This window comes from Dyella sp. EPa41, assembly GCF_016586165.1.
Taxonomy (GTDB): domain Bacteria; phylum Pseudomonadota; class Gammaproteobacteria; order Xanthomonadales; family Rhodanobacteraceae; genus Dyella.
In genome coordinates, this window is record NZ_BCPR01000098.1 from 1 (window position 1) to 13,488 (window position 13,488).

At 66.8% G+C, this 13,488-nt stretch carries 12 protein-coding genes; 5 read left to right on the forward strand and 7 right to left on the reverse strand.

The annotated features are described in order from the left end of the window. From JMF82_RS20070 to JMF82_RS20090, 5 genes are all read left to right on the forward strand, one after another. Positions 1-493, forward strand: a 493-nt coding sequence (locus JMF82_RS20070) for a hypothetical protein (protein WP_236585596.1), incomplete at its 5' end; no start/stop codon positions are given. Positions 494-562: 69 nt separating this feature from the next. Beyond that, positions 563-1,852, forward strand: a complete 1,290-nt coding sequence (locus tag JMF82_RS20075; protein WP_201316300.1) for a TolC family protein — start codon at positions 563-565, stop codon at positions 1,850-1,852. Continuing rightward, a complete protein-coding gene (locus JMF82_RS20080; protein WP_201316301.1) occupies positions 1,849-3,141 on the forward strand; it encodes an efflux RND transporter periplasmic adaptor subunit in 1,293 nt (430 codons plus the stop codon). Before JMF82_RS20075 ends, JMF82_RS20080 begins: the two co-directional genes overlap by 4 nt. Continuing rightward, complete coding sequence (locus tag JMF82_RS20085; RefSeq protein ID WP_201316302.1) at positions 3,138-6,317, forward strand: efflux RND transporter permease subunit; 3,180 nt, start codon at positions 3,138-3,140, stop codon at positions 6,315-6,317. The genes JMF82_RS20080 and JMF82_RS20085 overlap by 4 nt, the downstream gene beginning before the upstream one ends. Continuing rightward, positions 6,314-6,658, forward strand: a complete 345-nt coding sequence (locus tag JMF82_RS20090; RefSeq protein WP_201316303.1) for a copper-binding protein — start codon at positions 6,314-6,316, stop codon at positions 6,656-6,658. Before JMF82_RS20085 ends, JMF82_RS20090 begins: the two co-directional genes overlap by 4 nt. Positions 6,659-6,842: 184 nt before the next feature. Here the strand turns inward: JMF82_RS20090 and JMF82_RS20095 are convergent, their stop codons facing one another. From JMF82_RS20095 to JMF82_RS20125, 7 genes are all read right to left on the reverse strand, one after another. After that, entirely contained in the window at positions 6,843-7,130 is a 288-nt protein-coding gene (locus JMF82_RS20095; RefSeq protein WP_201316304.1) for a hypothetical protein, read from the reverse strand. Positions 7,131-7,210: 80 nt separating this feature from the next. Beyond that, positions 7,211-8,131: a copper homeostasis membrane protein CopD gene (gene copD / locus JMF82_RS20100; protein WP_201316305.1), complete on the reverse strand. Its 921-nt coding sequence runs from the start codon at positions 8,129-8,131 to the stop codon at positions 7,211-7,213. Positions 8,132-8,138: 7 nt separating this feature from the next. After that, positions 8,139-8,519, reverse strand: a complete 381-nt coding sequence (gene copC, locus JMF82_RS20105) for a copper homeostasis periplasmic binding protein CopC (protein ID WP_201316306.1) — start codon at positions 8,517-8,519, stop codon at positions 8,139-8,141. A gap of 494 nt (positions 8,520-9,013) precedes the next feature. Next, positions 9,014-9,358, reverse strand: coding sequence for a hypothetical protein (locus JMF82_RS20110; RefSeq protein ID WP_201316307.1), 345 nt, complete (start codon positions 9,356-9,358; stop codon positions 9,014-9,016). A gap of 157 nt (positions 9,359-9,515) precedes the next feature. Next, positions 9,516-10,238, reverse strand: a complete 723-nt coding sequence (locus JMF82_RS20115) for a c-type cytochrome (protein ID WP_236585597.1) — start codon at positions 10,236-10,238, stop codon at positions 9,516-9,518. 11 nt (positions 10,239-10,249) lie between these two features. Continuing rightward, positions 10,250-12,898: an MtrB/PioB family outer membrane beta-barrel protein gene (locus JMF82_RS20120; RefSeq protein ID WP_201316308.1), complete on the reverse strand. Its 2,649-nt coding sequence runs from the start codon at positions 12,896-12,898 to the stop codon at positions 10,250-10,252. Between the two features lie 25 nt (positions 12,899-12,923). Further along, positions 12,924-13,488: DmsE family decaheme c-type cytochrome (locus tag JMF82_RS20125; protein WP_201316309.1), on the reverse strand; the 565-nt coding region annotated here is incomplete at its 5' end.

A 13,488-nucleotide genomic window follows, 5' to 3' on the forward strand; every position in this document is an offset into this window, starting at 1 on the left:
AGGCACCGGATACAGCCTGTTGCAAGACGCTTTCGCCAACTGCTTGACTGGAGTCGACTCCAGGTGCGTATCATGCTTGGTCATGCGTATCCGCTACCGCCTCAGTCGCCGTCGCCGGGCCCTTCTGGCCGGGGTAGTGATGTTTTGCCTGATGTTCCAGCAGTTGGCCATGGCGGCATATGTGTGCACACTGCCGGCGAAGCCTGTCGCCATCGGCATGAAGGCCCACTGCGCGGGGATGGGCATGGATACGGATGCCAAGGCGTCCACGCAGGCCAACCCCGATCCACGCTGCGATGAACACTGCGCAGGCCACGCGACGACCGCGCCCGACGCACGCGTGCCGATGGTGCCGCCGCTCATGCTTCCACCGGCCTCGCCGGCGCAGCTGGGTTCCATCACACACGCGACGGAGCAGGCCGCATTGCCCGATGCGACGCTCTTCCCTCCTGATCCGCCTCCCACGCTGCGATTCTGCTCCCTGCTGATTTAGCCCCCGATCGCCAAGCCGCTTGTCGGCCGTGCGCGCACGGCTGTTCACGTCCTGTGATCGGAGCCCATCATGTTTGCCCAACGTGTACGCGTTCGCGCCGGATCGGCGCGACGCTTGCGCTGGCTGCCATCCGCAGCCGCGCTCTTGTTTGCCGTTTCCGCATGGGCGGATAACGGCACCCCGCTGACGCTCGACGCCGCCACGCGGCAGGCGGTCGAGCGCGCACCGCTGCTGGACGCGCGACGCGCGCGGTCCGACGCCGCGCGCGAAGAAGCCGCGCGCGCGGGTGCATTGCCGGACCCGCAACTCAGCGTCGGCATCGACAACCTGGCCGTCCAGGGCCCCGGCGCTTTCACTGCCGGTGGCGACGACATGACGATGCGTACCGTTGGCATCACGCAGGCCTTGCCGTCGTCCAGCAAACGCCAGGCGCAGCGGGCGATGGGTTTGGCCAATGCCGACCTGGCGGCCTCGTCGGAAGTTTCCACGGACCTTTCCATACGCCAGCAAGTGGCCGACGCGTGGGTCAGCGCGTGGGGCGCGCACCATGAGCGCCTCAGGCTGGAAGCACTGAGGCAGGCATGGGCTCAGGATGTCGCCGTGGCGCAGGCCCGCTTGCGCGGCGGCACCGGCAGCGCGGCCGATGTGCTCGCCGCGCGCATGGAAGCCCTCGACCTGGAAAACCGCATTGACGAGTCTTCATCGCGCGAGGCCCAGGCGCGCGCGACGTTGACACGCTGGCTGGGTTCGGCCGTCGACCAGCCGCTCGCCGACCCGCCGGATTTCGCCGTGCTTCCGCATGATGAAGCGACCCTGCTCGCCAGCGTCGACCATCAAGGCCCGTTGCTGGGCTGGGATGCCCGCGAACGATCCGCCGAGGCCGCGCTGGATGAAGCGCGCGCGGAGAAGCATCCGGAGTGGTCCATTGGCATGAGCTATGGCTCACGCGTACGTGGGCTCTCCGATATGGTCACCTTGCAGGTCGGCGTGAGCCTGCCGCTGTTCACGCGCAATCGCCAGGATCGTGGCATTTCCGCGCGTGCCGCGGACCTCGATGCCGTGCGCGCCGAACACGACGATGCGCGACGCGAACAGAGCCAGGGCATTCGCGCCGCGTGGGCGCGCTGGGAATCGCTGGGCAAGCAGGTCAACCGCCATCGCGATGTGCTGCTGCCGCTGGCCGGCGATCGCTCTGCCTTGGCGTTGGCGGCCTATCGCGGCGGCGCGGACATCCAGCCGCTGCTGCAGGCACGCCGCGACGAAATCGACCACCACACCGACTACGCCCGCATGTTGGCCGACTACGGCCGTGCCTGGGCGGCGTTGGCCTATGTGCTGCCGCAAGGAGCAACGCCATGAAACACGCCACCACCCTCACGCTCGCCACGGCGGCATTGCTGCTGGCGGCTGCCCTCGCCTACTGGGCGGGGCACCGCAACGCGACGACAGCGGCCGGCGACCATGCCGCCACGGTGGCTGGCAACAGCTCCGCCGCAATGGTGTTGTACTGGTACGACCCCATGCTGCCGGACCAGCACTTCGACAAACCCGGCCTCTCGCCCATGGGCATGCAGATGGTGCCCAAGTATGCCGGCGGCGATGGACCGGCCGAGGACGCGGTGCGGATCGATCCCGCCACGCTGCAGAACCTGGGCGTACGTACCGCCCCTGTCCGCCCCCGCGTGCTGGACGGCGAGATACAGGCGCCGGGAACCGTCACCTGGGATCTGCGCAAGGCGGTGACCGTGAGTGCACGCGTCGATGCGGTGATCCAACAGCTCGATGTGCGGGCACCGTACACGACGGTATCGGCAGGCGCGCCGTTGGCCGAACTGCTTGCGCCTGCGTGGAACAGCGCACTCGCCGAGGCCGAGGCGCTGCGCCACGTGCGCTCCGCCGACGCGAAGGCACTGCAAGGCGCGGCCCAGCAGCGGCTTCGCGTGCTGGGCCTCTCGTCCGCCGACGCGCACGCTTCCTCCTCCGACGGACAAGCCACGATCACCCTGCATGCTCCCCAAGGCGGCGTCGTCACGACGCTCGACGTGCGCGAGGGCCAGCGCGTCAGCGCGGGACAGACCTTGATGACCATCAACCGCCTCGACACCGTATGGGTGGAAGCGGCATTGCCGCAGGCCCTGGCCGGCCGGGTGCGCGCGGGCACGCCCGTCGGCGTCAGCACGGATGCGCAACCCGGACGACGCTTCGCGGGGCAGATCGAAACCGTGCTGCCCGACATCGACACCGCCACGCGTACCCAGCGCGTGCGCATCGTGCTGCCCAATCCCGATGGCGCGCTCAGCCCGGGCATGTTCGCGCGGATCGACTTCACGCCGGCGCCGGACCAGCCCGTGCTTGCCGTTCCCGATGAAGCGCTGGTCACCGTGGGTGACCGCACGCGCGTCATCGTTGCGGAACGCGACGGCCGTTTTCGTCCCACGCCGGTGCGAACCGGGCGCTCTTCCCAGGGCTACACGGAGATCACGCAGGGGCTGCAGGCCGACCAACGCGTGGTTGCCTCGGGGCAGTTCCTGATCGACTCGGAAGCGAGCCTGTCCGGTGCGCTGGAGCGACTGGACAGCGGTGATGCCACGCCGGCGAAGGCGGCGAGCAGCTCCATGGACGGCATGCCCATGGGAGACCAGCGATGATCAGCCGACTCATTCGCGCGGCCATGGCGCATCGCCTGCTCGTGCTGTTCGCGGCACTCGTGCTTGCGGCGGTGGGCGTGATGTCCGCACGGCGCACGCCCATCGACGCCTTGCCTGATCTTTCCGATACGCAGGTGATCATTCGCACCTCGTGGGCCGGCCAGTCGCCGCAGGTCGTGGAAGACCAGGTCACCTACCCGCTGGCCACCACCATGCTGTCCGTGCCTGGCGCCACCACCGTGCGCGGCTATTCGTTCTTCGGCGACTCGTACGTCTACATCCTGTTCGACGAACACACCGACCTGTACTGGGCGCGTTCGCGCGTACTGGAGTACCTGAGCCAGGTGCGCGATCGCCTGCCTGCGGGCGTCAATCCTTCCCTCGGCCCCGACGCGACCGGGCTGGGCTGGATCTACGAATACGCCCTCGTCGATCGCACGGGTCAGCACGATATGGGCCAACTGCGCGGCCTGCAGGACTGGTTTCTCCGCTACCAGCTCAAGACCGTGCCCGATGTCGCCGAGGTGGCGAGCCTGGGCGGCATGGAGCGGGCGTGGCAGATCGTGCCCGACCCCCAACGGCTCGCGGCGCGCAACATCACGGTGGGTGAATTGACGGACGCGGTACGCGCCGCCAACGGCGCGAACGGCGGTTCGGTCATCGAACAGGGCGAAGCCGAGTTCGTCGTGCGCAGCGAAGGCTATCTGCGCACCCGGCAGGACTTCGAGGATGTACCGCTCGGCGCCAACAAGGAGGGCGTGCCGGTACTGCTGCGCGATGTCGCCTCGGTTCGACGCGGCCCGGGCTTTCGTCGCGGCATCGCCGAACTGGACGGCCAGGGCGAGGTTGCCGGGGGCGTGATCGTGTTGCGCTCGGGCAAGAACGCCAGGGCGGCCATCGCGGCGGTGAAGACCAGGCTGGACGAGCTCAGGCGCAGCCTGCCGCCGGGCGTGGAAATCGTGCCCACCTATGATCGGGCGCAACTGATCGATGCGGCCGTGGAAAACCTCTGGAGCAAGCTGCTGGAGGAATTCATCGTCGTCGCGCTGGTGTGCGCGCTGTTCCTTGGGCACCTGCGGTCGGCACTGGTCGCGGTGATCACCCTGCCCCTGGGCGTGCTCGCCGCGTTCGTGGTGATGCACCTGCAAGGCGTGTCCGCCAACCTGATGTCGCTCGGTGGCATCGCCATCGCCATCGGCGCCATGGTCGACGCCGCGGTGGTGATGATCGAGAACGCGCACAAGCACCTGGAACATTGGCGCGAAGCGCATGGCGGCCAGGAACCCCAGGGCGCCGATCGTTGGGCGCTCATGGCGGAAGCGGCCTGCGAAGTAGGCCCGGCGTTGTTCGCCAGCCTGTTGATCATCGCCCTCTCGTTCGTGCCGGTGTTTGCACTGGAAGCCCAGGAAGGTCGCCTGTTCAAACCACTGGCCTTCACCAAGACCTATGCCATGGCTGCCGCCGCGGGATTGGCCGTTACCTTGGTGCCGGTATTGATGGGGTACCTGGTTCGCGGCCGGATTCGCGCCGAGTCGGACAGTCCGCTCAATCGTTTTCTGATCGCGCTGTATCGCCCGGTCCTTGAACGCGTCATTCGCTATCCGCGAACCACCCTGCTGTTCGCGGGCGCCCTGCTCCTGAGTGCGCTGTGGCCGCTTGGCCGCCTTGGCGGCGAATTCATGCCGGCGATGGACGAAGGCACGTTGCTCTACATGCCCACGGCCCTGCCCGGCCTGTCCGCCGGCAAGGCAGCGCAACTCCTGCAGCTCACCGATCGCATGATCAAAACCGTGCCGGAGGTCGACCACGTGTTCGGCAAGGCCGGACGCGCGGAAACCGCCACCGACCCCGCGCCGCTGGAGATGTTCGAAACCACGATCACCTTCAAGCCGAAGGCGCAGTGGCGGCCCGGCATGACGATGGACAGGCTCAAGGCCGAGCTGGATCACGCCGTACGCGTGCCAGGGTTGACCAACCTGTTCGTGCCGCCGATACGCAATCGCATCGATATGCTGGCCACCGGCATCAAGAGCCCCATCGGCATCAAGGTGCTGGGTTCGGATGCGGCCACGCTGCAGACGGTGGCCGACCGCATCGAAGCCGTGGCGAGAACCGTGCCCGGCGTCAGTTCCGCGATCTCCGAGCGGGCGGCGAGCGGGCGCTATGTTGACGTGCGCATTCGTCGCGACGATGCCGCGCGCTACGGCTTCACCCAGCAGCAGATACAGGAGTTGATCGCGACCGTGGTGGGTGGCGACCCGGTAGGCCAGGTCGTGCAAGGCCGGGAACGCTACCCCATCGTTGTCCGCTATCCGCGCGCCGATCGCGACTCGCTGGCGGCATTGCGCCAGCTTCCCCTCGTCGCCCCCGGCGGCGCGCAGCTCACGCTGGCGCAAGTGGCCGATATCCAGGTGACTTCCGGCCCGCCCATGCTCAAGAGCGAGAACGGGAGACTCGCCACCTATGTGTACGTCGATACGGCCGGTCGCGATCTCAGTGCCGTCGTGCGAGACCTGCAGCACGCTGTCGCGCAGCAGGTGGCTTTGCCCGCGGGCATCACCCTCGCGTGGTCGGGCCAGTTCGAGTCCCTGGCGCGCGCGATGCAGCGCCTGTCGTGGGTAGTGCCCGTCGCCCTGCTGATCATCTTCGTGTTGATCTACAGCGTGTTTCGCCGTGCCAGCGAGGCCGCGGTGATCATGGCCAGTGTTCCGCTCACCCTGGTCGGTGGACTCTGGCTGATCTGGGCGCTCGGCCACGCCGTGTCCGTGGCCACGGTGATCGGCTTCATCGCCCTCGGTGGCGTCGCGGCCGAGTTCGGCGTGGTGATGCTGCTGTATTTGCATCACGCATGGCACCGTCGTCGCGAGCTCGATGCGGAGGCCGACGGAGAGGCACTGCGCGACGCGATCCGCGAGGGTGCCGTGCAACGCGTGCGCCCCAAGGCCATGACCGTCGCGGTCATCCTCGCCGGCCTGCTTCCGATTCTGCTGGGCCATGGCGCCGGCTCCGAAGTCATGCAACGCATCGCCGCACCGATGGTGGGCGGCATGCTCACGGCGCCCTTGCTGTCCATGCTGGTCATTCCCGCGGCTTACCTGCTGCTGGCGGAACGCCGCCTGCGGCAGGCTGCGTCGCGTCCTTCTGTTCATCCCATCCAAGGAGATACGCCATCATGAAAAACCGTCTGCCATTCATCGTCGCCATGGTTGTCACCGCGCTTTCCCCGCTTGCAGCGGCGGCGCAGGACATGGCCGGGATGCCGGGCATGTCGCCTGCCGCGGCGCCCGCCGAAGCCCAGGGTGTCGGCGTCGTCAAGGCGATCGATCCTTCCAAGGGCACCATCACGTTGCAGCATGAAGCCATCGCATCCATCCGTTGGCCTGCCATGTCCATGGCGCTCAAGACGGCCTCGCCTGACCTGCTCAAAGGCGTGAAGGTCGGTGACAAGGTGCAGTTCACCGTGAAACCCCATGGCATGGACAGCACGGTCACCGCCATCGAGGCCCTGCAGCGGTGACGATCGGGCAGGCCCCGATGTCGACGACCTCGGGGCCTGTGGCGGCCATGGCGCGATGGGCGTGGACTGAGCGAACGGCTGAACACCGGGAAGCAGGACCCGGCGAGATGACGCGGCAGGTGCCGTATCGGCAGCGTCAGCGACGGACTGAAGCGCCAGCCCGCATGATGCCTGCGCGCCGTGGTCAATCCGACGTGCCGGCGCCGCCAGGTGGCGCAAGCTCCGCCCGCGAGGAAAGGATCAAGCGCAGGTTTCGTTCCAGCTCGGCGATGCTCAGCGGGAAATAGCCGTCGTCGCCTTCCGATCGTAGCCAGCCCACGGCGCGGGCCCGTTCCACGTCGATGTCGCCGGAGCGCAAGGCCGCCACCACATCGTCGACCGTGATGTAGCCGGCCTCGCAGATCAGCCGCCATAGCCAGTTCATCTTCTGGGGATACACGCCGCGGTTGAGCGGTGGCTGTTTGTAGGTCATGGGTTTCCCCGCGGTGCATCGGTCGGCGGCTAGCGTTTTATCAGAAGCGCGCGCCTGCGTAACGCCGGCACGCCGCGCGTTCACCCTTCCGGGTTGAGGGTGCCCAGCCAGGCAACCAGCCCGAGAATCGAAGTGACCAGGGCAGTTTCGAAGTAGAGACTGCGCTTGAGGGCGGACACGGCGCCGGCGGTGTCGTCGTCGCGTAGCGCCTGTTCCAGGGCGGGTGCGAGGCGAAAGCGATTGGCCGCGGCCAGCACGAGCATGGTCGCGAACAGTCCCAGCTTCAGCAGCAGCAGGCGGCCGTAAAGGCTACCGGTCAATCCGGACAGTGTCGGCCCGATGATGAGGATGTAGTTGAGCATGCCGCTGACCACGAGCACGGCCACGATCAAGGTGCCCATGGCAGCAAAGCCGGTCGCGGCGCTCGAAAGCAGGGCCATCGCTTCGCGCCCGGCATGGCGCGATGCGGTCTTGGCGATGAGCGTGAGCGTCGCCAGCGCTCCCAGCCAGGCGCCCGCGGCCAGCAGGTGGGCTATATCCACACCGAGATGAAGCCAGCCCGCGGCGCCGTCGCTCATCGCACCATGGCCTGCCCACGCGAGCGTCGCCAAGGCGACGGCGCCCAGCGACGAGAGCGCGACTGCCCGGGTGCGTTCCTTCAATGCGGCGGCCAGGCCAAGCCCCAACGACACCAACAGGAATACGACGCGCAAATCCCATGTGATGCCCACGGTGGTCTGGGTAAGCAGTGTGTGCACGACGGACCACACCGCACCCGGGTCGCTGCTGCCGCTCATGGCTTCCGCCATGGCCCAGAGCACCGTCACCGACGCCAACAGGCCCACTGCGGTGGCCGCACTCGCCACGCGCAGGGCCCGGTGGACGATGTGCGGCGCGGTGTTGCCGCCGACGACGCGCCAGACGAACAACGGCACGCCAAAGGCCAGCATGAGGCCGAGATAGAGCGCGAGGCGACCGGGCACCAACAAGCCGTCGAGCATCAGCGGATCACTTGACGCGGAAGCTGAAGGAGCCCTTCACCGCATGCGTGTCGGTGGATACCACGTGCCAGTCCACCCGGTAGGTCCCTGCGCCGAGCGGATGGGCGGGCGTAATCACCAGCGACTTGGCGTCCGCCGACGCCGCGGTCTTGGCCTCGATCTTCGTCGGCGTTGTCGCGCCGGGCTTCTCCGTCATCGTCAGGTCCGCACCCGAGAGCTGCGTCATCAGCGTTTCCGAAAAGGAGACCTCGATCGTCGCGGGCGCGCTGACTTCGGCGTGATCGGCCGGCGTGGTGGAAACCACCTTGGGGTGCGCGAACAAGGCGCCACTGGCAAGCAACGCCGACACGGCGACGAGGCGAAGCGTGAAGGAACGGAAGTGCGACATGAGCAACCTCTTTCGTGATGAAGCGAGCGGGAAACCCGGCTTGTGCATGATGCAGCGAACGGCGCGCGGGAACCAGAACCGGCACGCACGGCACGCCATCAAGCGCAGCAGGAAACGCTCGTTGCGCGTGATCGGCGGTCGTGCTCGGTACGGTGCCGGAAGAGGGAAAACGCACGACGCATCGAACCCGTCGACATCGGCTCATGCAGAGCGTCGCGATCCCACAGCAGGATGGGCCAAGGGCGTTGCGCCCGGCCGATCGCCAACCCGGCCCCGCATCGCATGAGCCAAAAGCACCCGGAGATCACCCTGCTCGAATGGACCATACGCACGGTGCCCGCGGGATAGCACCCGAGCGGACAGCGGCCACAGCAGCGTCAGCCTCCCCGCTGTCGCCGCGCGCACGGCCACAAGCGTGCGCGAGCGGCCCGCGCTGCCGTGGCCGCGACGGCCCACCCATCGATGCGCCAACCGATGGAGTGCTTACGATCGATTCACGGTTTGCTGAAGGCCAGATGCAAGGTGATCTGGTCACCCGTCTTCAGGCTCGCCACGCTCGCGGGTGGAAAATGAACCTTCAGGGGCATGCCGCCGGCGGTGACGTCCACCACGCCGGTCTTGGTGTCCACGGCGGACACCGTGGCTGGCATCGTGTGCATGCCCTGCATGTTGGCATGCTTCGCCTTCATGCCTTCCATGCCCTGCTGGCCATGCATGGCGTCCGTGGCCTCCTGCTTGGGAGGAGAGTCCTGGGCGGCCATCGCGGTCACCGATGCCAGGGCCAGCCCTAAAGCCAGGCCTATCCGCCGCATGCGAGGGAAGTCGCTGTGAGTAGCCATGGTGTGCTCCCGTGCCCGTGTCGCCCATATCGGCGCAGGAAGCCTGCGCCGATAGATGTGTAGAACGATTGAATATGTTGGTACGGAAGCCTTAGTTGCCGCTGCGCCACGTCGGCCTTTCGGCACGCCGGCAGGGCAAGGCATGCCGGCCGGTCCATCAGCGCGAAGACAGATAGGCGCTCAAGCGCTGGATGTCGTCATCGTTCAGCGTTCCGGCGATGGCGTGCATGATCCTGGCGTTCGAGCTGTCGCTTCGCGTGCCTGCCCGAAAGTCGTTCAGTTCCTTGATGACGTAGACGGCCGACTGGCCGCGCAAGCGCGGAAAGCTTGCCCACGGTGGCTGAGGCTTGCCGTTCGCTTCGACACGGGGCCCCATGGCATCACCGCCGTGGCATCCCTGGCATGGAGGAATGCCGCGTGCAGGATCGCCCTCCAGGTACAGCTGCGCCCCCGCCGATGGCGGTTCGGCCGACCCCGGCGGCCTGGCCGGCAAGGACGCGAAGTAGCTGGCCAGGTCGCGCATGTCGGCGTCGCTCAGGTTGGCTGCCTGTGCGCTCATGATCGCGTCGCCTCGCTGCCCGCCCTTGAACTGCTTGAGCTGCAGGTACAGGTACGTCGCGGACTGGCCGGCCAGATTCGGGAAGTTGGGTGCGACGGCGATGCCCTTGGGGCCGTGGCATGCGGCGCACACCGTCGCCTTGCCTTCGCCATCGTGCGCGCTGCCCGCGATGGGCAACTGCCCGCGCACGTCGAGGAACGGCGCGGGCCGGGCCGTGGTGCTGCTGGCCGTTGCGGGCCCATCCACGGCGAGCAAGGCCTGCATCCAGGCCATGCCGATCGTCGCCAGCGCGGTCAAACCGAGGATCCTCAGCGTAGACATGCCGCGCCTCCTCATAGCTTCAGCGTGACGAAGGCGCCCAGCACGGCCGCGTGCCAGCGCGTCTGCGGGCCGAGATCGGTGTAGACGCGGTTGCCGATCACCAGGTCGCCCGGCCCGTCGAAGCCGGTGTAGTGCCAATCGGCGTAGCGCCCGAAACCGTACTGGCCAAACAGCCGCAGCCCTACCCGTGGCGTCAGCGCCAGGTTGAGGTTGGCCGTGAGTGTCTGCAATCGATAGATGTTCGCGGGAAAGCCGTTGCCGATGGACGCCGTCGTCAGGATGGACAGGTAACCGGGCGTGATGGCTCCGGTACTCGCATAGTCATAACCGTTGACGCCGCGCGAATAGGTGTAGTTGTAGCCGACATCGAGCTTGACCCTCGGCGTGAACACGTGAGTGAGGGTCGCGCCGATGTTGGCGTCTTTTTCGGTGTCGGTGGCCGTCCAGAAATTGGCGTAGGGATACATCGGTCCGCCGAACTGCGTACTGGCCTGCAGCGGCGACTGGTCCATCAGCGATTCGTTGTCCGCCACGTTGCCCTGCTTGATCCGCGAGGACTCCATGCTCAGGTAGCCATTGAAGCTGGTGCTGGCGGAGGGCGTCCAGTCGAACGACACGTCGGCGCCGGTGGTGCTGGCCGACTGGCGGCCGATCTGGGCGCCGTACTGGTTGCGGTTGCCGTAGAACGTGGTGGTCAACGTCGCGGTGTTTCCCAGCGGCGTGGTGATGATCGCCTTGAGCCTGGTCGCCTTGAGGTCGCTCATGTCGTACTTGTACATCTGGCTTACCGTGTAGGCGAGGATGCCGAGCTCGTCCTGCACGTAGCCCGGAAGCGACGGCGAGTACCACGGCATGTACGGGAAGTAGTTGTACGGGCTGCCGGTGCGCTTCTCGTATTCGTAGCTGAAGCGCAGCGTGCTCTCGCCGAGCGAATGCGAGTCCCAGCTCAGCTTCAGGTGCTGGTCGTTGAGGTAGGTGCGTTCGCGCTGCTGCGGCGTCTGGCGGTCGATCGTGTAGGTGAGGCCCAGCGAGTTGTGGTTGTTGACCTGGTAGGTGCCGCCCAGCTCGCCCTGGCGGTCGTTGTAGCTGTAGGGAATGTTGGCGAACTGGGTGAAGTACGACTGGTACAGCGGATTGCCGGCCTGGAACAGCCCGGCCGCCAGGTTGCCGACCACGAGCGTCTGCGAGCCGTTCTCATGGAGAAACCCGTACTGCCCGGTCAACGGGTTGTACATCGTGTAGCGCGTCATGTTGTTCTCGCCGCGCCAGCGGAAATTCACGTAGGCGTTCAAGTTCGCCAGCGGGCGGAAGCTCGCACGCAGGTTCACCAGGCCGGTGTCGATGCGCGCGTTGCCGTCCTGCTGCGACAGCGCCGCGGTCGTGTTCCAGTTGGCGCAGGCGATGCCGGTGGTGCCGATGAACTGGCCGGTGGGACAGAACGCCGGATCGAGGGGCGCCTGCAGCGCATCGTTCTGGCGCATGCTGCCGTAGGAGGCCGTGGCGGAGAACTCGCCGCGCCAGAACGAAAGCGGATGCGACCCTTCCAGCCGTACGTTGTAGTAGTTGTTGTCCGGCTCCAGCGAGAACGTGCCGCCGGTGATGGTGGATGGCGATCCGGGCAGCGGCGAGAACGGGGCCGCGAAGCTCAAGGAATCCTTGTGATCGCGGAAGAAGGAGGCGCTCATGGTGAAGTTGAATCGCCACCCGGCCGCACCCGCCTTGTTGCGCATCCCGATGTTGACGTCCGTCGTGGTGAAATCGACGGGGCGTACCGTTTCGTTCTGGCCGCCCCCTGTTCCCGGAATGCCGGGCGTACCGGCGCCTCCCGGTCCCGGCGCGGTGTAGTAGTAGCTGAAGAACATCGATCCGCCCCAGTCGCGCTGGCCGTCACGGTTTTCGTTGGTCACGCCGGCATAACCGATCCAGTCCTTGCCCAGCATGCCCTCCCAGCTCACGCCTTCGCTTTCGCGCGTCACCTGCAGCGTGCGACGGGCACGATCGGCCTCCACGGCGGCCACCTGCGCCTGGCTGCTCGCACCCGGCGCAAGCCCCGGGGGCAAGGTCAGGTGGGTCGATCCTATGCCGTTCCACAGCGGATAGGCATCGGTACTGAGCACATGGGGAACGTCACGGAAGAACGCCTCGACGCGATAGCTGCCGTACGTACCCATGCGCAGCCGGTAATACTGGTTGTCGTCGTTGATGCGGCTGCCGCGGAACTCGACGTACTGGCCGGTCTTTCGATTGAGCGCGCTGAAGGCAAGCATGCCCACCGCGCCGGCGTTCTTCCAGGCCGAATACTGCTGGAAGAATTCCGCGTCGTGATCGCCGCTGGTGTGCAGGTAGCCAAACTGCAGAAGCCAGTGGTAGGTCCAGTCGCCCTGCCCCATCGGCGCTTCGGCGGGCGCTTGCGACGGATAGGGATACAGCGAACCGGTGGGCGTTCGCAGCTGATCGGGATGCAGGTACGACATGCCCATGGGGTCCGGCGCCAGGAACGGCTCCCATCCGGTGGGATCGAGGTTGTTGCCGAACTGCGTGTTGCCCACGCGCTGCGTTCCACTCGTGTCGAACTGTGCCGACGCCACGCCGGGCAGCGCGAACGCCGTGGCGGTCGCGCACCACACCAGTCCCGTGGCCAGAGGATGTTGTTTCGGCACCGCTGCCTCCTCGCTGGGCCGCTCGCTATTGATGGAACATGGATCCACTGGGGCTGTTGGACCCGTGGATGTTCGTGTGGCAGGTCACGCACGCCCGCCCCATCAGGCGTTCATCCGGCGTCAGTCCATTGCGCATGCTCTGCCGGGTTTGCAGGTCGTTCGGGTGTCCGCTCATGGTGTGGCATTGCTGGCACAGCATCGGCAGCGGCAGCACCAACAGGGTTTGCTGGTTCGATCCATGGGGATCGTGGCAATTGAGGCAGTTCTCGCGCACCGGCGCGTGCTCGAAAATGAAGGGGCCGCGCTTCTCCGCGTGACACGAGTAGCAAGTGTCGTTGACCGTGTCGGTCTTCAGCAGCGGCCTGGTGATGGAACCATGGGGGTTGTGGCAATCGGTGCATGCCATCTGCCCTTCGGGAAGCGGCATGTGCGAGCGCCGGTTGAACTTGGCCAAAACGTCCTGGTGGCAGGTGGCGCACACCTGGTTGATGGATGACTTCGCCAGCGCGCCTTCGGGGGAATTGCGCACCATCGGGTTGTGGCAATCGGTACACGACAGCCCGCGCGCCTCATGCACGGAGCCCAGCCAG